Annotated in this window: 20 protein-coding genes and 3 tRNA genes; 15 read left to right on the top strand and 8 right to left on the bottom strand. The window is 59.1% G+C overall.

The annotated features are described in order from the left end of the window. The first annotated feature begins 19 nt into the window (after nt 1-19). From AC2FML_RS01835 to AC2FML_RS01865, 7 genes are all read left to right on the top strand, one after another. Nucleotides 20-1,753, top strand: coding sequence for a sensor histidine kinase (locus AC2FML_RS01835; RefSeq protein WP_496781740.1), 1,734 nt, complete (start codon nt 20-22; stop codon nt 1,751-1,753). Then, on the top strand, nt 1,750-2,979 hold the full coding sequence (locus tag AC2FML_RS01840; protein WP_496781742.1) for a sigma-54-dependent transcriptional regulator: 1,230 nt from the start codon (nt 1,750-1,752) through the stop codon (nt 2,977-2,979). Before AC2FML_RS01835 ends, AC2FML_RS01840 begins: the two co-directional genes overlap by 4 nt. 273 nt (nt 2,980-3,252) lie before the next feature. Then, nucleotides 3,253-4,254: a DctP family TRAP transporter solute-binding subunit gene (locus AC2FML_RS01845; protein WP_170338828.1), complete on the top strand. Its 1,002-nt coding sequence runs from the start codon at nt 3,253-3,255 to the stop codon at nt 4,252-4,254. A 108-nt stretch (nt 4,255-4,362) separates the two neighbouring features. Continuing rightward, nucleotides 4,363-5,040, top strand: coding sequence for a TRAP transporter small permease (locus AC2FML_RS01850; protein WP_170338826.1), 678 nt, complete (start codon nt 4,363-4,365; stop codon nt 5,038-5,040). After that, nucleotides 5,040-6,416 (top strand): TRAP transporter large permease, encoded by a 1,377-nt coding sequence (locus tag AC2FML_RS01855; protein WP_170338824.1) that lies wholly within the window; start codon nt 5,040-5,042, stop codon nt 6,414-6,416. Before AC2FML_RS01850 ends, AC2FML_RS01855 begins: the two co-directional genes overlap by 1 nt. A 193-nt stretch (nt 6,417-6,609) precedes the next feature. Beyond that, nucleotides 6,610-6,921: a DMT family transporter gene (locus AC2FML_RS01860; RefSeq protein WP_170357657.1), complete on the top strand. Its 312-nt coding sequence runs from the start codon at nt 6,610-6,612 to the stop codon at nt 6,919-6,921. Then, nucleotides 6,914-7,447 carry a nucleoside deaminase gene (locus tag AC2FML_RS01865; RefSeq protein ID WP_496781744.1) on the top strand — a complete coding sequence of 178 codons (534 nt, stop codon included), beginning with the start codon at nt 6,914-6,916 and terminating at the stop codon, nt 7,445-7,447. The genes AC2FML_RS01860 and AC2FML_RS01865 overlap by 8 nt, the downstream gene beginning before the upstream one ends. A gap of 15 nt (nt 7,448-7,462) precedes the next feature. Here AC2FML_RS01865 and tpiA read toward each other — a convergent pair whose 3' ends face one another. Together tpiA and AC2FML_RS01875 are read right to left on the bottom strand one after the other, a co-directional pair. After that, nucleotides 7,463-8,212 carry a triose-phosphate isomerase gene (gene tpiA / locus AC2FML_RS01870; protein WP_496781746.1) on the bottom strand — a complete coding sequence of 250 codons (750 nt, stop codon included), beginning with the start codon at nt 8,210-8,212 and terminating at the stop codon, nt 7,463-7,465. A gap of 180 nt (nt 8,213-8,392) precedes the next feature. Beyond that, nucleotides 8,393-8,758 (bottom strand): HesB/IscA family protein, encoded by a 366-nt coding sequence (locus AC2FML_RS01875; RefSeq protein WP_170338817.1) that lies wholly within the window; start codon nt 8,756-8,758, stop codon nt 8,393-8,395. Between the two features lie 168 nt (nt 8,759-8,926). On the opposite strand from AC2FML_RS01875, the gene AC2FML_RS01880 reads away from it, so the two are divergent. Further along, nucleotides 8,927-9,262: a hypothetical protein gene (locus AC2FML_RS01880; RefSeq protein ID WP_254434967.1), complete on the top strand. Its 336-nt coding sequence runs from the start codon at nt 8,927-8,929 to the stop codon at nt 9,260-9,262. 264 nt (nt 9,263-9,526) lie between these two features. Here the strand turns inward: AC2FML_RS01880 and AC2FML_RS01885 are convergent, their stop codons facing one another. The 3 genes from AC2FML_RS01885 to AC2FML_RS01895 form a co-directional block, all read right to left on the bottom strand. Next, the gene (locus tag AC2FML_RS01885) at nt 9,527-9,889 is read right to left on the bottom strand and encodes an SUF system Fe-S cluster assembly protein (RefSeq protein WP_170339389.1); all 363 of its coding nucleotides are present in this window, start codon (nt 9,887-9,889) and stop codon (nt 9,527-9,529) included. Between the two features lie 95 nt (nt 9,890-9,984). Next, entirely contained in the window at nt 9,985-10,263 is a 279-nt protein-coding gene (locus AC2FML_RS01890) for an NfeD family protein (RefSeq protein ID WP_093962948.1), read from the bottom strand. After that, nucleotides 10,263-11,153 carry an SPFH domain-containing protein gene (locus AC2FML_RS01895; protein ID WP_480775127.1) on the bottom strand — a complete coding sequence of 297 codons (891 nt, stop codon included), beginning with the start codon at nt 11,151-11,153 and terminating at the stop codon, nt 10,263-10,265. Before AC2FML_RS01895 ends, AC2FML_RS01890 begins: the two co-directional genes overlap by 1 nt. Nucleotides 11,154-11,328: 175 nt before the next feature. Between AC2FML_RS01895 and AC2FML_RS01900 the strand changes: the two genes are divergently transcribed. The 4 genes from AC2FML_RS01900 to lon all read left to right on the top strand — a co-directional run bounded on the left by AC2FML_RS01900 (nt 11,329) and on the right by lon (nt 16,563). After that, on the top strand, nt 11,329-12,240 hold the full coding sequence (locus tag AC2FML_RS01900) for a nucleoside hydrolase (RefSeq protein ID WP_496781748.1): 912 nt from the start codon (nt 11,329-11,331) through the stop codon (nt 12,238-12,240). A gap of 63 nt (nt 12,241-12,303) precedes the next feature. Further along, complete coding sequence (gene tgt / locus AC2FML_RS01905) at nt 12,304-13,434, top strand: tRNA guanosine(34) transglycosylase Tgt (RefSeq protein WP_170437401.1); 1,131 nt, start codon at nt 12,304-12,306, stop codon at nt 13,432-13,434. 88 nt (nt 13,435-13,522) lie between these two features. Continuing rightward, complete coding sequence (locus AC2FML_RS01910; protein ID WP_496781750.1) at nt 13,523-13,930, top strand: DUF6636 domain-containing protein; 408 nt, start codon at nt 13,523-13,525, stop codon at nt 13,928-13,930. A gap of 224 nt (nt 13,931-14,154) precedes the next feature. Further along, nucleotides 14,155-16,563, top strand: a complete 2,409-nt coding sequence (gene lon, locus AC2FML_RS01915; RefSeq protein WP_170368385.1) for an endopeptidase La — start codon at nt 14,155-14,157, stop codon at nt 16,561-16,563. 47 nt (nt 16,564-16,610) lie between these two features. On the opposite strand, the gene AC2FML_RS01920 is transcribed toward lon, so the two are convergent. The 3 genes from AC2FML_RS01920 to AC2FML_RS01930 all read right to left on the bottom strand — a co-directional run bounded on the left by AC2FML_RS01920 (nt 16,611) and on the right by AC2FML_RS01930 (nt 20,449). Continuing rightward, on the bottom strand, nt 16,611-18,194 hold the full coding sequence (locus tag AC2FML_RS01920) for an APC family permease (RefSeq protein WP_170445731.1): 1,584 nt from the start codon (nt 18,192-18,194) through the stop codon (nt 16,611-16,613). Nucleotides 18,195-18,289: 95 nt separating this feature from the next. Beyond that, nucleotides 18,290-18,364 (bottom strand) — tRNA-Val (locus AC2FML_RS01925). Between the two features lie 207 nt (nt 18,365-18,571). Next, nucleotides 18,572-20,449 carry a M10 family metallopeptidase C-terminal domain-containing protein gene (locus AC2FML_RS01930; protein ID WP_496781752.1) on the bottom strand — a complete coding sequence of 626 codons (1,878 nt, stop codon included), beginning with the start codon at nt 20,447-20,449 and terminating at the stop codon, nt 18,572-18,574. Between the two features lie 573 nt (nt 20,450-21,022). Between AC2FML_RS01930 and AC2FML_RS01935 the strand changes: the two genes are divergently transcribed. The 3 genes from AC2FML_RS01935 to AC2FML_RS01945 all read left to right on the top strand — a co-directional run bounded on the left by AC2FML_RS01935 (nt 21,023) and on the right by AC2FML_RS01945 (nt 21,888). After that, a tRNA-Asp gene (locus tag AC2FML_RS01935) sits at nt 21,023-21,099 on the top strand. Nucleotides 21,100-21,149: 50 nt separating this feature from the next. Further along, nucleotides 21,150-21,226: transfer RNA gene (locus AC2FML_RS01940), tRNA-Asp, on the top strand. 92 nt (nt 21,227-21,318) lie between these two features. Further along, nucleotides 21,319-21,888 carry a methyltransferase domain-containing protein gene (locus AC2FML_RS01945; protein ID WP_170389961.1) on the top strand — a complete coding sequence of 190 codons (570 nt, stop codon included), beginning with the start codon at nt 21,319-21,321 and terminating at the stop codon, nt 21,886-21,888. Nucleotides 21,889-21,959: the final 71 nt, after the last annotated feature.

The raw sequence follows: 21,959 nt of genomic DNA on the forward strand, positions 1-21,959 counted from the left end.
GAATGCAAGACCCTGTTTCATGCAAAGAGTTTGGGTCACGATTGGTTTCCTGTTCGCAGTCGCGCTGTTGTCGGCGGCCGTCTGGTCTTATGGGTACCGGCAGGCACTCTCTCAGCTTAGCGAGAAAGCCGAAGCCGATCTGGAGTTGGCGTCGGATCGTCTGAGCACGCAGTTGCAGGTCTATCAGGAACTTGCAGTGTTGATGGCCGAGCATCCCGCATTGCGGGCGTTGGACACCAGCGACCGGCGGCGGGCGGCGCAGGCGCTTCTGCTGGAGGTCGCGGACAAGACCTCGGCTGTGGATGTGCTTTATGCGGACAAGACCGGGCGCGTTCTGGCCGCTGCGCGGGATGTGGTGAATGGTAACATGGCTGACCAGCCCGCGTTTCAACGCGCGCTACACGGCGCTCTCGGCAGTTCTCACGGGGTTTTGCGCGACACAGGAAACCGCATCTATTCCTATGCGGCGCCTGCGTTTTCAGAAGATGGTCAGGTAACCGGAGCCCTGATGGTCATCGCGGATGTCGAAGACGTTGAAAGCACGTGGCGCGGCAGTACCGAGGCGGTGTTCTTCGTGGATCGTGCTGGCTCGGTCTTCATTTCCAACCGGTCCGAACTGCTGTTCTGGCAACGTCCGCCGGGACAGATCGGCTTGCAGCCGGCTGATGGCAAGCCGGGCGCGTTTTCGTCTACACGCATGGGCCCGCATGAACTATGGTCGATCGGCTGGAGCCCGTACCTGCCGGATCGCGCCCTGCACCTGACCCGCGATCTGCCGGTGATCGGAATGACTGGCGAAGTCTTGATGGATGTGACGCCGGCACGACGGCTGGCCGGACTGCAGGCTGCCGCGGTCGCGGCGATCTGCCTAGCCTTTGGCGCGTTGCTGTTTTTGGCGACCGAGCGGAGGCGTACGTTGGCCGAAGCCAATGCGGTGCTGGAGAGCCGGGTGGCCCAGCGGACCCGCGCGTTGACGGCCGCCAACGTGGCTCTGCGCCGCGAGGTGGCCGAGCGGCAAGAGGCCGAAGCGGCGTTGAAACGCGCGCAGGACGATCTGGTTCAGGCCGGCAAGCTGAGCGCTCTGGGGAAAATGTCGGCGGGCATCAGCCACGAATTGAATCAGCCGCTGATGGCGATCCGGCAATACGCCGACAATGGCACGGCCTTTCTGGCGCAGGGCAAGCCCGAAAAGGCCCGCGAAAACCTGGGGCGAATCTCGGACATGGCTGCCCGTATGGCACGCATTATCAAGAACTTGCGCGCTTTTGCCCGCAATGAGAGCGAGCCGATGGGCAAGGTCGATCTGGTTCAGGTGCTCAATACGGCCGTCGAACTGACCGACGGCCGGTTGCGCTCGGACGGGGTCAAGTTGATCTGGCAACCGCCCAATGTACCTGTCTTTGCCTGGGGCGGTGAGGTGCGGCTGGTGCAGGTCTTCGTCAATCTGATTACCAATGCCGCCGACGCGATGACCGGCCGCGAAACCCGAAGCCTGACGATCACGCTGACCCGTGGCGAGCGGTTGATGGTCGCGGTGCGCGATACCGGCCCGGGCATTCAGGATCCCGATCGCGTTTTTGAGCCGTTCTACACGACCAAAACCGTTGGTTCATCCGAGGGAATGGGCCTTGGCCTTTCGATCTCATACGGTCTGGTCCAGAGTTTCGGAGGAGAGATACGCGGCGCGAACATGCCCGACGGAGCAGAATTCACCGTCGAGTTGGAACCTTTTGAAAAGGAAGCCGCGGCATGATCCGAACGGTTCTATTGGTCGATGACGACGCTGCCGTGCGTGAGGCACTGGCCCAGACTCTGGAGCTTGCGGACTATTCCGTAATTCCCGCTGGATCGTTTGTGGCTGCCAAAGACCATATCCGGGACGATTTCCCAGGTGTGATTGTCTCGGATATTCGGATGCCGGGACGGGATGGGTTTCATCTTCTGTCCTATGCCCGCGAGGTCGACTCGGAGTTGCCGGTCGTTCTGCTGACCGGCGAAGGCGACATACCGATGGCGGTGCAGGCTATGGGGCAGGGCGCGTTCGACTTTCTTGAGAAGCCCTGCGCCGCCGCCGATCTGCTTGCGGTTCTGAGCCGTGCATTTGCCGCGCGCAGTCAGGTATTGGACCACCGGGCAGCCAAGCGCGAACTGGAGAAGGGCGATCCTGCGGCCCGCTTGTTGTTCGGTTTGTCACCGCAGGCTGATGCATTGCGGAACAGGGTGCGCAGCGTTGCCCCAACTCAGGCCGAAGTTCTGGTCACCGGACCGCCCGGCAGCGGTATTTCGAAAGTCGCGGAAGTCATCCATTTGATGTCACCCCGCGCGCAGGGGCCGTTCGTCAAGCGCCCGGCGTCAGGTCTGGGAGCGGATGCCCTGCAGGCGATATGCAAGGATGCGGCAGCCGGATCGTTGTTTCTGGATGAAGTCTCGGCCATGCCCGAATCGACGCAATATGCGGCCCTGGAGATGATCGAAAACGGGCCCGGGGTCCGCATCATCGCCGGAACAACCGCGGATCTGGCCGAGATGGCGGCCGAGGGTCGGTTCAACGCAGACTTGTTCTATCGGTTGGACGTGATGCGGGTGCGCGTACCGTCTTTGGCCGAACGCCCCGAGGACATCCCGGTGATCTTTCGCCACTACGTCGCCCAGGCGGCCGAGCAGGCCGGGATCGCGGTACCTGATGTCTCGTCCGAACACTTGGCGTCATTGATGGCACGGGACTGGCCCGGCAACGCGCGTTCACTGATGTCAGCTGCGATGCGTTTTGTTCTGGGGATGCCCGAGGATGTTGCCGCCGCGGCCGATCTTGGGCTGAACGAACAGATGGCGCGCGTTGAGCGTTCGTTGCTGATTGCGGCCTTGGGTCGTCACAACGGAAGGGCGTCGGATGCGGCCAAGTCCCTGAAACTGCCGCGCAAGACGTTCTACGACAAATTGGCCCGCTACGGCATACGCCCTGAAGACTATCGGCGCTGACGCGGAACGATTCGCCCGATGATTCGATGTATGTGCGGTTTTTCGCACACTCGCGAATTTGGGTGTGCGGTTTCCCGCACAAATGTCTGCGATAACAAAATACTCATTGCGGATGTTCTATTTAAGCCAATGAAAAGTAATTAGAAAATCTGTCTTCTGCCAGTCGTTTTCGAATTGTTGAACGGTGACCGTCGATTCGTTTCACTCTTGCGCATCCGGCATCCCTATGGATGTCAAAGGAAGTTTCTTTGGAAGTCTGGGAGGAAAAGACAGATGAAATTCCTGGCAACAGCCGCCACCGCGCTTGCGCTTTCGGTTACCGCAACAGCGGGCTTCGCTGCCTGCGACGATGGCGAGATCGTCGTCAAGTTCGCGCATGTGACGAACACCGACAAACACCCCAAGGGCATCGCCGCATCGCTGCTCGAGCAGCGCGTGAATGACGAGATGAACGGCGTCATGTGCATGGAGGTCTATCCGAACTCGACCTTGTACAACGACGACAAGGTTCTCGAGGCGATGCTGCAGGGCGACGTGCAACTGGCCGCCCCGTCGCTGTCGAAGTTCGAGAAGTTCACCAAGCAGTTCCGTCTGTTCGACCTGCCGTTCATGTTCAAGAACATCGACGCGGTTGATGCGTTCCAAGCCTCGGCGGATGGCCAGGCAATGAAAGACAGCATGCAGCGCCGCGGCCTGCAGGGTCTGGCGTTCTGGCACAACGGCATGAAGCAGATGTCGGCCAACAAGCCGCTGATCGATCCTTCGGACGCCAACGGCCTGAAATTCCGCGTTCAGTCTTCGGACGTGCTGGTTGCGCAGATGGAAGCCATCGGCGGTAGCCCTCAGAAAATGGCCTTCTCGGAGGTCTATGGTGCTCTGCAGCAGGGCGTTGTGGACGGTCAGGAGAACACCTGGTCGAACATCTACGGCAAGAAGTTCTTCGAAGTTCAGGATGGCATCACCGAAACCAACCACGGCATCATCGACTATCTGGTCGTGACTTCGGTCGACTGGCTGGACAGCCTCGATCCGGAAGTGCGCGAGCAGTTCCTGACGATCCTGGCCGAGGTGACCGAAGAGCGCAACAAAGAGGCGTTTGCGGTCAACGAAAAGGCTAAGCAGGCCATCATCGACGCAGGCGGAACGATCCGCGAGCTGACACCCGAGCAGCGTCAGGCCTGGGTCGACGCGATGAAGCCGGTTTGGGACAAGTTCTCCGGTGACGTCGGTCAGGACAAGATCGACGCAGCTCAGGCGATCAACGCCGGGTTCTGATCCGACACGCAGGTGTGCTCCGACGGTCGCAAGCCCGCCGGAGCACATACCAGGTGGGCCCAATCGCGCCCGCCACCTCGATAAATCAACAAAAATGGGGACAGAAAGATGTCTGGTGCGAAAACCGGCCCCGGTGGGCTGGTCGACCGAATCGAAGAAACCCTGATCGCGTTGCTTCTTGGCCTGATGACGGCCGTGACCTTTGCCAACGTGATCGCGCGTTTCGTCTTCAACTCCAACATCCTTTGGGCGCTAGAGCTGACCGTATTCACGTTCGGATGGCTGGTATTGCTGGGGGCGTCCTACGCCGTCAAGAAACACGCGCATCTGGGTGTGGATGCCATCCTGAATATGCTGCCTCCGGCACCGCGCAGGGTATTGGCACTGATCGCGGTGGGGTGCTGCCTCGTATTCTCGCTGCTGCTGCTGAAGGGGTCCTACGACTACTGGGCGGTTTTTGCCGACCTGCCTCCGACCTCTGGACGCTGGTTCCCCACGGGCTTTGATTTCGACGCTCGTAGTCAGAGCTTCTACGAGGTGGACGACATCCCCATGGTCGCGCCGCTACGGTTCCTCGAAGACCTCATCAACTATGGCGAGTACTACGAGAAGCTGCCCAAGGTCGTGCCGTATTTCGTCCTGCCGCTGTCGATGCTGCTGCTAGTGATCCGCTTTGCCCAGGCCGGGCTGCAGATCCTGCGCGGTGAGGCCGACCGTATTGTCGCAAGCCACGAGGTTGAGGACGAGATCGAAGAAGTCCGGGCCCTTCAGGGAGAACACGACTGATGGATGTAGTACTACTTTTTGCCATGGTCGTGGGCCTGCTGCTGATCGGCGTTCCGATCGCAGTTGCCCTAGGGCTGAGCTCGACCCTGTTTCTTCTGATCTACTCGGACAGCTCGCTGGCTTCGGTTGCCGGGACCCTGTTCGAGGCGTTCGAGGGCCACTTTACCCTGCTGGCCATCCCGTTCTTCATCCTCGCATCGTCCTTCATGACGACCGGAGGGGTGGCGCGCCGGATCATTCGGTTCTCGATCGCCTGCGTTGGTCACCTGCCTGGCGGTCTGGCAATTGCGGGCGTGTTCGCATGTATGCTGTTCGCCGCGCTGTCAGGATCGTCCCCGGCCACCGTTGTTGCGATCGGTTCGATCGTGATCGCCGGTATGCGTCAGGTCGGCTATTCCAAGGAATTCGCAGCTGGCGTCATCTGTAACGCCGGTACGCTGGGTATCCTGATCCCGCCGTCGATCGTTATGGTTGTCTACGCGGCCGCGGTCGAAGTCTCGGTCGGCAGGATGTTCCTTGCCGGTGTCATTCCGGGACTCATGGCCGGGTTCATGCTGATGGTCACAATCTATGTGATGGCCAAGGTCAAGAACCTGCCGAAAGGTGATTGGAAAGGCTGGGGCGAGATATTTGCGTCGGCACGCGAGGCCGGTTGGGGTCTGTTCCTGATCGTCATCATCCTTGGCGGCATCTATGGCGGTATCTTCACACCGACCGAAGCAGCGGCGGTCGCGGCTGTATACGCCTTCTTCATTGCCAGCTTCGTCTACAAGGACATGGGGCCACTCAGCACCCAGGATGGTGAGCAAAACCTCTCGCTTGTGAAAAAGCCGCTGGCGCTGATCACGGCCTTTTTCCACCCCGACACCAAACATACGCTGTTTGAGGCCGGCAAGCTGACGGTCACCCTGCTTTTCGTCATCGCCAACGCGCTGATCCTCAAGCATGTTCTGACCGATGAGCAGGTGCCGCAACACATTGCCGGCGCAATGCTGTCGGCGGGTCTGGGGCCGATCACTTTCCTGATCGTGGTCAACGTAATCCTTCTGATCGGCGGTCAGTTCATGGAGCCCTCGGGCCTGCTGGTCATCGTGGCGCCGCTGGTGTTTCCGATTGCCATCGAACTGGGCATCGACCCGATCCATCTGGGCATCATCATGGTGGTGAACATGGAAATCGGGATGATCACGCCTCCGGTCGGTCTGAACCTGTTCGTTACGTCGGGCGTCGCGGGAATGCCGATGATGGCCGTCGTGCGCGCAGCACTGCCGTTCCTGGCCGTTCTGTTCGTCTTCCTGATCATGATCACGTACATCCCGTGGCTGTCGACGGTGTTGCCAAACACCTTCATGGGCCCCGAGATCATTACGAACTAGACCGTCGCAATCGATCCGAACCGGGCAACCGGTTCGGGTCACTTTTTGCGCGGTCGGCCGGCATCTGCCAGGCCGCCTCGCTGAATGGCCGGGCTTGAACTCACCATCGGTTCTTCCCACATAGTGAACGAGGACGACCTCCCCACCATGGGTGATCATTCGGGACGACCCGAAGTTGATAGAGGTGTCCCCGATGTCCTGGATCTTTCTTCTTTTTGCCGGTTTGCTGGAAATCGTCTGGGCAGTTGCCATGAAGCAGTCTGCTGGATTCACGCGGCTCTGGCCGACCGTTGTCATGGGAGGCGCAATGGTCGGTTCGTTCGGTTTGCTGGCCCTGGCCATGCGCTCCTTGCCACTGGGAACCGCCTACGTGCTATGGACGGGTATTGGCGCGGTCGGTGCGTTCCTGGTTGGTGTGATGTTTTTGGGCGAGGCACTGACCCCGCTGCGTGTCATCGCAGCGACACTGATCGTGTCCGGCATGGTCGCAATGAAACTTGCGTGACCGGCCCGTTGTTGACGCAGGCACCCGCGGTGGGCAGGCTGGAACCACCCTGATCACCGCAACCAACGAGTGCCGAAACATGCTGACCGATGATGACAAGCGCCTGATGCGCGTTGCCTACCAAGAAGCCAAAGCCGGTTTCGATGAGGGCGGTTGCCCGATCGGATCTGTACTGGCTCGGAACGGCACGATCATCTCGCAGGGCCGAAACCGAAGGGTTCAGCAGGGGGATCCGATCGCCCATGGCGAGATGGATGCGCTGCGCAAGGCAGGCCGGCAGAAGACGTACCGAGATACCGTTCTGTATACCACCCTGTCTCCGTGCATGATGTGCGCCGGAACGATCGTTCAGTTCGGCATCCCACGCGTGGTCATCGGTGACACGGAAAACTTCGGCGGCAACGAAGACTTCCTGCGCGATCATGGGGTCGAGGTTGTTTTGGCCGAAGACCCGGACTGCATTGCCCTGATGTGCAGGTTCGTGACCGAACAGCCTGAGCTTTGGGCCGAGGACATCGCGGACTGAGTGTGCGTGGACCGGTCAGGCCTGTTCCAGCGCTGAAATGATGCCCGAGAAATCGCGTGCCTTCAGGCTTGCACCGCCGACCAGCGCGCCGTCCACGTTTGACACTCCGAAAATCTCCGCCGCGTTGTCCGGCTTGACCGAACCGCCATAGAGCAAACGAACCGACCGGCCGACACCTTCGCCAAATCGCCGTTCAAGTCTGGCGCGAATGAAATCGTGGACTTCTCCGATTTCTTCCAAGGTGGGAACCTTGCCGGTGCCGATGGCCCAGATCGGTTCATAAGCCACGACGAGGTTCTCTCCGGTAGCAAGATCCGGGATCGATCCGGACAACTGTCCGCCAATGATATCGAGCGTATTGGCCGCTTCGCGCTGTTCAAGGCTTTCGCCGACGCAGATGATTGCGGTCAGGCCCGCGTTCATGGCTGCCCGGGCCTTGGCGCGGATATCGTCGTCTTTCTCGCCGTGGTCTTCTCGCCGTTCCGAATGCCCGACGATTACGCTGGTCGCGCCGGCGTCTTTCAGCATCTCGGCGCTCAGATCACCCGTATGGGCGCCCGAAACTTCGGCGTGGCAATCCTGTCCGCCGATGGCGACGCCCGAGCCTTGCACGGCTTGTGCGGCTCGGTGGATCAAAGTTGCCGGAGGGCAGATCAGAATATCGACTGTCGGAGAAGGGTGCGTCGCAGTCAGTGTGTCCAACTCGTAAAGAGCAGCCCCGGTTCCGTTCATTTTCCAGTTTCCGGCTGCCAGTCTGCGTCGCATAGCGGGGTCTCCGTGATCTTTCGTGCGTTTCTATCCAGTTAGCACCCGGATCAAGGTCTGACAATTGCGCTTGGGTGGCTGCGCGCGGGCGAGTCGCGCGACGGATCGATCTGGGTGGACTCAACCAGACGGTGCAGGCGGCAGTTCACCCGCCCACAAACGTTGCAGGCTTTAGGTGACTCAGCGCTGTTCGGCCAGGTTTTCGTCGAACTTGATCGACTCGCCGCAGCCACAGGCATCGACGACATTGGGATTCTTGAACTTGAACCCGGATTCCAGCAGCGAGACCTCGTAGTCGATCTCGGTTCCGAACAGAAACATCTGAGCCATCGGAGCGATCATGACCCGCGCCCCATCCTGTTCGACCACTTCGTCATGCGGATCCGGCTGATCGACATACTCCATGGTATACTCCATACCGGCGCAGCCACCTTTCTTGACGCCAATCCGCAGACCGGCATGGCCACCCGACGTCATCAGGCGGAGGATCTGCTCTGCAGCTTTGGGCGTCATCGTCACGGCCTGTTTGCCGGGAATGCCGAACATCGTCGTCTCCATTTTCGCGCGTTAAACCTAATCTAAGGCCGCAAGGGCCCGGGCTCAAGAGAGCGCGGAGCCCCAAGTTTGCTCATCGCCAGTTTTGACCGTACCGTACGGGCAGTGGGCAGGGTTTGCCGATGAGATCGAATTGACAGCAGAACAAGGTGGGTTTCGATGATGTTGCGGATTTCAAATAAGATTGGCTTGTGCCGGCAGGTTGCGTTTCTGGCTCTTCTGGTGGCCGGCAGTGCCGTTCATGCAGCGGGCGATCACAAGCGGCACCCGGTGAATTGCTCGACCGCCGAAGGTGACCTGCGTGCAATTGCGGCGGAAAAGAAACATGCCGAGGATCAGCAGGCGGAAAGTGTGGTCGCGATCACGCCAGCCGGGGCGCTGCTTGGATTGATCTCTGGAACAGAACAGAAACGGTTGCAGATGCTGTCGGGTGACTATGTCAAGAAACTGGACGACCGCGCCGCCGAGATCAAAGCGCAGTGCAACGTGAAGTAAGTGCACCTCAGCGAGTAAAATAGGGCCGCTCTCGGGCAAGAACGGCCCAGTATTGCAGAGCCTCGGCAGGGGGGGCGGTAGACGCTCCAACGTGGTCGCCATTGACTGCTGGAGCGATATTTGAGTTGCCGAGTTTCTGTGACGGGTCCGACTGCGAAGCCCGCGTTGTAGTTGTTGCGCATCAACGTAACGGTTCGACGACCGATCCGTGACAACTGGGTTTCAGGTTTGTGACGTTTCCCGCGCGCTCAGCGCGGCAGGCGCTTACATAAAGCCAAGTTCCAGCCTGGCTTCGTCGGACATCATCTCCATGCCCCAGGGTGGTTCCCAGGTCAGTTCGACATCCACCTCCTTGACCCCGGCAACGGGCTCGATGGCCTCGACGATCCAGCCGGGCATGTCACCGGCTACCGGGCAGCCCGGAGCGGTCAGGGTCATGATGACTTTGACTGCGTTGTCGCTGCTGATGTCGATCGTGTAGATCAGTCCAAGGTCATAGATATTGACCGGAATTTCAGGGTCATAGACAGTCCTGCAGGCCTCGACCACGGATTCGTACAGAGGGTGCTCAACGGTCGAAGGCGCAATCAGGGGCGTGCCTTCAAGCTGTTCGCTGGGGTGGGTCATGAATGCCTCGGGTTGTTACCTGAGCAATTATATAGGGAAAGCTGAAGGCAGCGTCCAGAGGGGGTAGGGCGCCCCGCTACAGGGCGCCGCACCGGTCAGTCGTTGATATCATGGTCAAACGTCCTGACTTGCCCATGTGGCAGCGCGAACATGCGCCGCAGAACTAGCCATGCGATCAACGACAAGGTGGCGAAGATCAAAAGCAGGACGGGCAGGTTCGGGGCCAAGCCGGGGATGACCAGAAGGATTCCGGTGATAGCCGCGCCGATAGCGAAGCCAAGGAAGATGAAACCTGGCAAGGCCACTTCCAGAATGCCCAGCGCCAGTGCGGCTGCCAGCCATACCCACCACGTCAGCCAGAACGGATCTGCCATCATTTGCCTCCCTTGAGCATTTTGAAGGCGTCGCCAAACGCTTCGAGCGCATTTGCGGGCACAACAATCGTCTGGCTGCCTCCGCCTTTACCCATCGCATTCAATGCCTCAACTTGTTTCAGCGCAACCTGATACTGGGCGGCTTCGATCCCGTTGTCCTGGATGGCCTTTGCGACGACGCCGGTTGCATAGGCTTCCGCGTCCGCCTGAACGCGACGCGCCTTGGCGGCTTGTTCCGCCGCATACAGCTCGGCGTCGGCCTGCAGTTCGACCGCGCGTTTCTGGCCCTCGGCCTCGGTTACCTGAGCGCGCCGGGCGCGTTCGGCATTCAACTGCTGAAGCATGGCGTCGCGGGTCGCCTGATCCAGGTTTACGTCCAGAATTTCGGCGCGGGTTACCTCGATCCCCCAGTCGTCAACTGCGGTTTCGACGCTTTCTTGAATGCGTTCAATCAGTTGCGCGCGATTAGACTGAACTTCGTCCAGGTCCATTTTGCCGATTTCGGCCCGCACGATACCAGCAACGGTCGTTGCGATGGCGCCGTCGACGTCCCGAATGCGGTAGACGGTCTTTTCAGGCTCGAGGATACGGTAGAAGACCGAAGTATCGATCTGCACCAACACGTTGTCCTTGGTGATTGCGTCCTGCGTCGCATTGGGCAGCTGACGTTCCAGGATGGATATCTTGTGGCGGGCAACGTCCAGAAAAGGAACGATAAAGTTGATCCCGGGCCCCAGCACAGAATGCAGGCGTCCGAACCGTTCGACCACATATTTCTCGGATTGTGGAACGATCTTGATACCCTTGAGGATGATGACGACAACCAAGGCCGCCCCAAGCAGGTAGATGATGTTCGATGATAGCAGTCCGATGATCTGGTCTTCGGTCATTTCTGTCCTCATTTTTTGTGTACGATGGTATACATTTGGGGATTGAAGGGCTGAATTTCAACTCAGCTATGAAATGAACCGAACAGGATATCCATGCAAGGTAATTGGGACAAAGCACCGAGATTTCGGGTTGTCACTGCTTTGCATCCGCCGTTGATTGCGCTATCGGGGCGAAATGAAACTGATTATCGACACCGACCCCGGCATCGACGATGCCATGGCGATCGCCTACGCCGCCGCCGCTCCGGAAATTGACCTGATCGGCCTGACTACGGTCTTTGGCAATACGCATGTCCAGCAGTCCAGCCGGAACGCGCGGTTTCTGGCTCACAAGCTGGGGTTGGACATACCTGTGGCGCAGGGCGCAGCGTTTCCATGGGAAGCTGACGCACACACGCCCTCTAAGCACGTGCATGGGGATGAGGGTTTTGGCGATGTGGTCGATGTGCCCGAGATCGGCGCGAACCACGACCTGATCGCAGCCGAGTTCCTGGTCGAGATGGCCCGGCGGCACGAGAAGGACCTGACGGTGTGTGCGGTTGGGCCGCTGACCAACATTGCCGATGCGATGCGTCTGGATCCGGATTTTTCTCAGAACATCGGCCAATTGGTCATCATGGGCGGTGCAGTCTTCTGTCCAGGCAACATCACCGAACACGCCGAGGCTAACATCTATCACGATGCGAGAGCTGCAGATGAGGTGTTCGCCCAGTCCGCTCCGACGGTTCTGGTAGGGCTGGATGTGACCTTGAAAACGCTCTATCGCGCGGCTGATTTTGAGGAACTGGCGCGACGCGCTCCTGAAATCGGTGGATTTCTGAACGATATCTCTCAGTTCTATCTGAATTTCTACCGCGATGTTGCCGGGTTGGACGGCTGCGGTCTTCATGACTCGACGGCCGTCATCGCCTGTTCGCACCGTGCGATGTTCGAAACTCAAAAAACAGGTTTGAAGGTAGTAACCGAGGGGCCCGAGGTTGGGGCAACCCGGCCGGACCCGTCTCGCCCACCATTGCAGGTGTGCTGTGACGTCGTTGGTCAGCAGGTGGTGGACCTGTTCACGCAAAGGGTTGCCAGCTTGCCCTGACGGGTTGCATTGCGCGCTCCGATCGGGCAAAGCCTGCCCGGTTCAGCGACCCGAGGCGATGACATGACCCAGCGTTTCTCATTCGAATTGAAGGCCACCGACGGCAAGGCCCGCACCGGCGTGATCCACACGCCGCGGGGCGAGGTGCGCACGCCGGCCTTCATGCCCGTGGGCACCGCCGCGACGGTCAAGGCGATGATGCCCGAAAGCGTGCGGGCGACCGGAGCCGACATCCTGCTGGGCAACACCTATCACCTGATGCTGCGGCCCACGGCCGAACGGATCGACCGCCTGGGCGGGCTGCACAAATTCATGAACTGGGACCGCCCGATCCTGACCGACTCGGGCGGGTTTCAAGTGATGTCCCTGGCGGGCCTGCGCAAGCTGACCGAGAAGGGCGTGACCTTCAAATCGCACATCGACGGGTCCAAACACGAGCTGACACCCGAGCGGTCGATGGAGATCCAGCGCCTGCTGGGGTCGGATATCGTAATGTGTTTCGACGAATGCCCCGCCTTGCCTGCCGATCGCGACCGGATCGCCGAGTCGATGCGCCTGTCGATGCGATGGGCCGAACGGTCCCGCGAGGCCTTTGGCGATCGGCCCGGCCATGCGCTGTTCGGGATCATGCAGGGCGGGTTGGAGCGCGACCTACGCGAGGAAAGCGCCGAGGCGCTGAAGGCCATCGGGTTCGAGGGATATGCCGTTGGTGGCCTCGCGGTGGGCGAGGGGCAGGAGGCCATGTTCGACTGTCTGGACTATGCGCCTGATTTCCTGCCGACCGATAAGCCGCGCTATCTGATGGGCGTGGGCAAGCCCGACGACATCGTGGGCGCCGTGGCGCGCGGGATCGACATGATGGATTGCGTGCTGCCGTCGCGCTCGGGACGGACGGGGCAGGTGTTCACCCGCCGCGGGGTCGTGAACATCAAGAACGCCCGCCACGCCGACGATCCGCGTCCGCTGGACGAACAGTGCACGTGCCCAGCCTGCTCGAATTACTCGCGCGCCTACCTGCACCATGTATTCCGGGCCAACGAAATGATTTCGGGCATGCTGCTGACCTGGCACAATCTGCATTATTTCCAAGAGATCATGCAGGGTATGCGGGACGCCATCGCCGCCGGTGCATTCGAGGTCTGGCAGGCCGAGTTCCATGCGCAGCGGGCGCTGGGTGATATCGAGCCCCTGTAGCCTGTCTGTTCCGGTGACAATCGCGGGGTTTTCCGGTATTCTGAACCAACTTTGCTCAAAGTTGTTTTTTTGACCCGGAGATCTTTTGATGTTCCGCTTTTTCCTCGGCGCAGTCATTTTTTGCGCATTCCCTGCCATTGCAGACGTCTGGACCTTTGAAACCCCATCCGAAAACATTCAGTGTTCGGTGGGCGAAAGCGCGGAGTCCTCGGATATTCGGTGCACGATCATAGAAAAGCACGGGCCTCCGGCGTTACCGCGCCCCGCAGATTGTCAATCTGACTGGGGCCATGACTTTCAGATGTTCGACACCGGTCCCGTGAAAATGCTGTGCCAGACGCTGAATCGGAACCGGGACGGGTTTGAGCGCGCGGAATACGGCGTCACCGGTCGGTTCGGAGGATTGACCTGCAGCTCGTCCAAGAAGGGTCTGGAATGCCGCAACCTGGATGGCCACGGGTTTTTTCTGTCACGGGCGGTGCAGCGGGTGTTCTAACCCGAAACCGCGAAGTGAATAGGGATGTCGCACTCATTTCGGTGGATATGTTGTCGCGATGCCTTGCAGTCGGGGAAACCTCGGGCCATTCTGATTTGTACAGGTAAGGCGACGAGGTTGAAATGGGGCGGTCCGCGCCCCACCTTTATCGTCCGAGAAAGGAGATGGCCGACGGCTGCCTGAAACAGGGGTCAGTGCCATCTTGCCAATGATAAGGATAGAGCATGCAAGAGCCTCTTAATTCCTCATACCCCGTTCTGCCGCTGCGCGACATTGTCGTGTTTCCGCACATGATCGTCCCGCTGTTCGTGGGGCGTGAAAAGTCGGTGCGCGCGCTGGAAGAGGTGATGCAGGATGACAAGCAAATTCTGCTGTCCAGTCAAGTTGATCCTTCCGTCGACGACCCGACCCAGGACGGTATCTACCGCAGCGGCGTTCTGGCAAATGTCCTGCAGTTGCTCAAATTGCCCGATGGCACTGTCAAAGTGCTGGTCGAAGGGCAGGCACGCGTCAAGATTTCGGAGTTCATTGAGAATGAAGAATTCTTTGAGGCCCGCGCCGAATACCTGACCGAAATTCCCGGCGACGTAACGACGACGCAGGCGCTTTTGCGTACCGTCGCCGATGAGTTCGAGCGGTACGCCAAAGTTCGCAAGAACATCCCGGAAGAAGCCCTGACCGCTGTCAGTGAGACAACCGATCCGGCGAAACTGGCCGATTTGGTTTCGGGTCACCTTGGCATCGAGGTCGAACAGAAGCAGGACCTGCTGGAAACGCTCAGCATCAGCGAGCGTCTGGAAAAGGTCTACGGCCTGATGCAGGGCGAAATGTCGGTTCTTCAGGTCGAGAAGAAGATCAAGACCCGCGTCAAGTCGCAGATGGAGAAGACCCAGCGCGAATACTATCTGAATGAGCAGATGAAGGCCATTCAGAAGGAGCTGGGCGATGGCGAGGACGGCGCGAACGAGATCGCCGAGCTGGAAGCCAAGATCGCCGAGACCAAGCTTTCGAAAGAAGCCCGCGAAAAGGCGGAAGGCGAGCTGAAAAAGCTCAAGAACATGTCGCCGATGTCGGCCGAAGCGACCGTGGTGCGCAACTATCTGGATTGGATCCTGTCGCTGCCTTGGGGCACCAAGTCTCGGGTCAAGAAAGACCTTGGCCGGGCGCAGCAGATCCTCGATGCCGATCACTATGGCCTCGAAAAGGTCAAGGAGCGGATCGTCGAGTATCTGGCGGTTCAGCAGCGCTCGAAGAAGTTGAAAGGCCCGATCATGTGCCTTGTCGGCCCTCCGGGCGTGGGCAAGACCTCGCTTGGGAAGTCGGTCGCCAAGGCCACGGGGCGCGAGTTCATCCGCATCTCGTTGGGTGGGGTGCGCGATGAATCCGAGATCCGCGGTCACCGCCGGACCTATATCGGCTCGATGCCCGGCAAGATCATCCAGGCGCTGAAAAAGGCGAAAACCACGAACCCGCTGATCTTGCTCGATGAAATCGACAAGATGGGGCAGGATTTCCGTGGTGATCCGGCTTCGGCCATGCTCGAGGTGCTGGACCCGGAACAGAACAGCACGTTCATGGACCACTATCTTGAGGTCGAATACGACCTGTCGAACGTGATGTTCCTGACCACGTCCAACAGCTACAACATGCCTGGGCCGCTTCTGGACCGGATGGAGATCATTCCGCTGGCCGGCTACACCGAGGACGAAAAGCGCGAGATCGCAAAGCAGCACCTGATCTCGAAGCAGGTGAAGAACCACGGGCTGAAAGCCAAAGAGTTCGAGCTGACCGATGAGGCGCTGACCGCGATCATTCGCACCTATACCCGCGAGGCCGGTGTGCGGAATCTTGAGCGCGAGATTGCCAAGGTGGCGCGCAAATCGTTGACCCGGATCATCAAGAACGAGACCGACCGGGTTGTCGTGACGGCTGAGAACCTGCACGAGTTCCTGGGTGTACCCAAGTTCCGTTACGGTTTGGCTGAACAGGATGATCAGGTCGGCGTTGTGACCGGTCTGGCCTGGACCTCGGTCGGTGGCGACCTGCTGCATATCGAGGCGTTGAAGCTGCCAGGCAAGGGTCGGATGAAGACCACAGGCAAGCTGGGCGATGTGATGAAGGAATCCATCGACGCGGCTTCGTCCTATGTGCGGTCGATTTCGCCTCAGATCGGGGTCAAACCGCCGCAGTTCGACAAGATCGACATCCATGTGCACGTGCCTGACGGCGCGACTCCCAAGGATGGACCCAGCGCCGGCCTGGCGATGGTGACTTCGATCGTGTCGGTTCTGACCGGTATCCCGGTCCGCAAGGACATCGCCATGACGGGCGAAGTTTCGCTGCGTGGCAACGCCATGCCGATCGGCGGGTTGAAGGAGAAACTGCTCGCAGCTTTGCGGGGTGGCATCAAGACGGTGCTTATTCCGGAAGAAAACGAGAAGGATCTGGCCGACATCCCCGACAACGTGAAGGAAGGGCTGGAGATCATCCCGGTCAAGCACGTGTCCGAAGTTCTGGAGCGCGCACTGGTGCGCAAACCTGAGCCGATCGAATGGGACGAGGCCGCCGAAGAAGCCGCGGCCGCAGCGGCCAAGGCTTCGGATAACAGTGGACCTTCAGCCACGGCGCACTGATCTGAAAACAACGAGAAGGGCGGGGAATAATCCCCGCTCTTTCTGATTCAAAGCCCGATTACAGGTTTTGATGGGTCCAGAACTTCTTCCTCGTCTATGTAGCGCTGGAATTTCTCAGGGGGCAGGGCGGACCGGACTGCGATCCAAAAAATGGTCGATGACAGCAGGGTGCACAACAAGATGTCCCACCCGAACGGGATCAGGTGCAGCGCACCGTCTCCGAATTGACCAAGAAACGAGATCAACCCCAGTCCAGCCAGATAGGGCGCGAGCCACAAGGCCTGTTTGAGATCCATCTGTTCCAGGCGTCCCCGAAACCGCGCCAAAAGCAGGAGCAGTCCGATCAGAAGGGTGATGCCCAGGCGCCAGACCGTATCCCAGCCGCTCCAGTAGACGATCAGAGTTGCAATCGCAAAGGCCAGCATTCCGACAAAACCAACCGCTGGAACGCGGATCGAGCGGGGCCTGTCTGGCAATAGGCTGCGCAGGCATACAACGGCGATGGGGCCGACGGCGAAGGACAGGACGATCGCTGCCCCGTTCAGGGCGATCACCGTCTCAAAGGGAATGGTCAAAAGGAAAAGAGTGCCAATCAGGAAGTTGAGCACCAGCGCCCAGATGGGCACGCCAAATGCCGACAGGTGTTGGATGCGCGCGGGCAGAAACCCGTTCTGCGACAGGGCCATCGCGATCCGAGCGTTCGAGCCGGTGGCCACGAGGGCGTTTCCGAACGGTCCGATCACCGAGCCGACGTTTAGGATGCTGATGAACCACAATATCCCAACGGACATTATGACCCCGTCCAAAGGGCCTTCTCCGGCAAAACTCAGCTTGGCCCAGCCCTGCGCCAGCATCTGAGGGTCGAGCGAGCCGATGAAAGCGATCTGCAGGCCCAGATAGATCGCCGCACACATGATGATCGACAATACAAGCGCCGCCGGAATGTCGAATTTCGGGTTTCGTACCTCGCCTGCCATGTCGACCACATGCCTGAACCCGATGAACGAGAAGATTACACCACCGGTCGAAACGGCGGCCATTATTCCCTTGAGCCCATACGGTGCGAACCCCTCGGGCTGCGTGAAGTTCTCGGCATTGAAACGTGAAAGGATCAGCACCACGGACAACAGGATTGGAATGGCCACTTTTGCGCTTGTTATCATTGTGTTGACCCGCGCAAAGAACTTTACGCCAAGCATGTTGATCAGGACGAAGAACACCATGAATGCCAAGGCCACAGCCTGTCCGGGCGCGGTCAGGTCACCAGATGGCGCATGCAGCCAGCGTGCATAGGGTGCGAGGTAGGACAGCATTGCCTCGACCTCGATCGGAGCGGTCGTGTTGTACCCGATCCAGGCAGTCCAACCCATCGTCATGGCGACGATATTGCCGTGCGAAAACTGCGGAACCCGAGCGATCCCTCCGGGGATCGGCAACATGGCAGAGATTTCGGCGAATGTGATGGCCAGAATGAACATTGCGACGGCCCCGATGACCCAGGACAAAACGGCCGCGGGGCCTGCGTGCTGAACGGCCAGAAGCGGCCCGAACAGCCATCCTGAGCCAATGATTCCTCCGACAGATATGAATGTCAGACCCACCAAGCCGATGTCGCGCTTTAGTTCGGCCATGCATGTCCCTGATTGCCATGCCGGTGCTGCACCGGCCCGAACTCAAGGATAGACGCCGAGTCTCATCCGTTTCAAGCGTTGAAAAAGAGAGGGAATGGTGGGTGATAAGAGATTTGAACTCCTGACATCTTCGATGTGAACGAAGCGCTCTACCACTGAGCTAATCACCCGTAGGGCGGCGTATTACAGTGCTTTTTATCCGGCTGCAAGAGGGGAGATGGCTGGAGTTCTAAACCTCTTCAGGCATGAGGATATCCTGCGCCAAGCTGTGAAATCGACACGGTCATTCTGAGGCGTCGGCTCGTGTTGCAGGTAGTCGTTCCTACGAAAATGCCCCGGAAATCCGGGGCCTTGTCCATTCGAGAATCGCGCCGTTTCTAGAGGATGAAGTCGTCCGCTGTCAGGTCAAGGAGGCCATTCAAGCGGATGACCATCTCGGGCGATTTGTCCCCGTCGGTGTCGATGAAGACCAGGGTCCTGTCCGAAGCCGTTCCGCGAGAATCGATCTGCTTGTAGTAGATCTCACCTTCATCCGCAGTCGAGAACGGCGTCGTTCCGTTGAAGGTGAAAGCATCATCGCCATCCAGAACCGTGCTGGCGTCAATTCCGCTGAGGTCAATCTTGTCCACGCCGACTTCGAAATCGGTGATGACATCCGCCGAGCCTGCGGATTTTGAGCTGTCCTTTATCGTGTTGAACACGAAGGTATCGGCATCCTCGCCACCGGTCAGGAAGTCTTTTCCGGTTCCTCCGGCCAAGATATCTTGACCGGTGCCGCCCAGCAGTTTGTCGGATCCTGTTCCGCCTGTCAGAGTGTCATTTCCTTGACCGCCTTCCAGTGTGTCCCTTCCTTCCAGGCCGTTGAGTGTGTCGTTTCCATCATTACCCTGCAGGATGTTGGCTTTTTTGGACCCGGTTATCTGGTCAGCTTGAGCGGTCCCGGAAACGTTTTCGATGCGTTGCAAAGTGTCAACGCCGTACCCGGTGTCCTGCGCCTCGATATTCGACAGATCAACAGTGGCAGCCCCGGTGCCGAGGAAGCGAATCCAGTCGCTGCCACCACCTCCGTCCAGAACATCGTTTCCGTCCGCGTCCTGCGCGAGGATGTTGTCCTTGCCGCCGCCGCCAAGAACCGTATCGGCACCAGTGTCACCAGACAACGTATCGTGGCCACCGCCGCCGCTGAGTGTATCTTCACCCTCGGCGCCGTAGATGGTGTCGGAACCACCGCGACCCTGCAGGACGTTGCCAACCTCGTTTCCGAGGATGGCGTCCCCACCGTTGCCGCCAATCGCGTTCTCGATGACGACAGAATTGGCGATTGTAAAACCGCCGCGAACACCTTCGGCGGATGATACTGCACCTCCGGCGTCCTCCCCCTTGAGGTCGGCGTCGTTCAGGTTGATCGTCACTGAACGCCCGACACCGGCGGCCGAAAGTGTGTCGATTCCGCCAGTATCCCAAATTGAGGTCCAGGCCGTTCCGACCTTGTTCGATCCTTTGATCTTGTACACGTCGTTTTCGGTGTTGTGCTGCTGGGTGCCGTAGATCGCCTGCAGTGCTGCGATGTCCAACGCCATTGGCGAGGCAGTGCCGCCGATATCGTAGTAGTGCAGGGGAAACATTTCGGGGTAACCCGAATTGTAGGACATAATCGTGTAGACGCCCTGATTTTGTCCGTCCGTCCCGAAGTCGTCAAAGGGTTGGGTAACCCCGGGAAAGATCGAGGAAGAACCGCCGTCATCATGGGGGTGAGCTAACCCCATGCCATGTAGAATTTCATGCAGTACCGTCGCGAAGCCTTCACCGCCCTTACGCAAAGCAGCCTTGCTCCACAAAACGGTATCGTACGCAAACAGGCCAAATAGCGCATCCAAACCGAGTGAGCCGGACAGCAGAGGCGTATCGCCCGGCACTTGGTGAAACCCGATCGAACCTCCCAGGGTGTCTTGGCTCACCAAGCCATAAGTCAGGTTCACCTGGTTGATGGTGCCATTGGGCGCGAGAAAGTTTGTCTCGGTGAACTCAATGGGGATGATCGTTTCGATCAGGTCGAATGCTGCCCGAATTGCCGCCTTCATGTACTTTGCAAACGGTTGATCCCCAAGGGTGCCGTCATCAAACGAATATGTAAGCGTTCCAGCCGGGCCTCCGATATTGGTGCTGAGATCCCAGGATGTCCCCCAGATCAATCCGTCTACGTACGGAAGCCCGGTCGGGTTGGCGCCCGGATTGGTTGTATTGGCAATCGACATAGAAAATTATCGCCTTCTTTGGTGTTCAACTGGTTTCAGTATTTTTGGGGCCTCTAGCAGCCCCCTGTTTGCTGCGCGCGATCATGGTGGAGGGTATCGGAAAGTACCATGGAGGAATTCCCGGCCTCTGAATTCTTTCAGGGACTCTTCTCTCGTGGACGTGCCAGAAAGTAAATAGTTCCCAGATGGTTGTGGCTCGATTGGGTCATGACTTCGGCAAAACCGTGTCGTCAAGTAAACGTCGGGGCAGTGGATAAGTCGGGTCTACACAGCGAGTGGGCTTTCCCCTTCGGTTCGAGCAAGGCTCCTGCGGACAAACCAAAAAGCAATCTTTCAATTCGACAGCCTATGCGGGAGCGCAGTCTGGCAACCGCAATTGAGCACGCTGGCCGGTGGAAAGTCCGGCGAGTGCCGGTTCACGCAACGGTGCGCGCCGGCACTATCCCAAAGGAGCAAGCCAAAGGCACTCGGGAACAAATTTTCCGGTTCGTGCAAAAAACTTGAAAACGCCGCTTGACGATGCCCGGGCGTGGCCATAATACACCCCAACGTTCAGCAATGAACGGGCAGCGGGCGGTTGTAGCTCAGTTGGTTAGAGTACCGGCCTGTCACGCCGGGGGTCGCGGGTTCGAGCCCCGTCAACCGCGCCATCGCTGCCAGCCTTTGATCCGGGCAAACGGATCGACATAGACCCTAATGCGCGGTTGTAGCTCAGTTGGTTAGAGTACCGGCCTGTCACGCCGGGGGTCGCGGGTTCGAGCCCCGTCAACCGCGCCACTTCTCCTCAAAAGTCGTTGCGTTCCCTGTGGACACAGGGTTGCTTTTCTGGACAATCGGTCCCGGCAGTTAGCACGCAGTCGGGGTTTTCGATGGTCAGCTTGAACCGCGTCGTCATGGTTCGGGAAAGCAAGAAATGGATACGTAGTCTGGGGCCCGAGGCGCTGGACTGCGCCGAAATTTCGGGAAAATGGGGAACGCAGTTCGGATTCCGCAGCCATACCCAGATCTGGCATCGTAAACACGATATCTGCAAAGGCCCGCTGATGGATGAGCGCGCGGAGGTTCGGCAATTCGATCTGATACTCGCCAACCAGGTCTGGGAACATCTTGACCGGCCCTATGAAGCCACTCTGAACGTGCTGGAAATGCTGCGGCCGGGAGGGTGGTTCTGGTTGGCCGTGCCGTTCTTCATCCCTTTCCATGCCGCTCCGCACGACTGTTCGCGTTGGTCGGCGCGGGGATTGCGCAACTTGCTGACCGAATGCGGATTTGATCCGGGAAGTATACAGGCCGCGCAATGGGGCAACCGTCAGGCGGCTTTGCGGAACCTCGAGCAGGTGTGGCCGCCCGTCTATGACCCTGAAACCGACAGTCTGGAAAACGACCCGGATTTTCCGATCTGTGCCTGGGCCATGGCGCGAAAGCCCGAAGACGGGTGAACCAAGTGGAGAAAATCTACTCGTTCACACTTTGTTCTAACTTTTCGGTTGGAGACTCAGCGTCGCTCGCC

The organism is Ruegeria sp. BHSC029 (assembly GCF_059613085.1).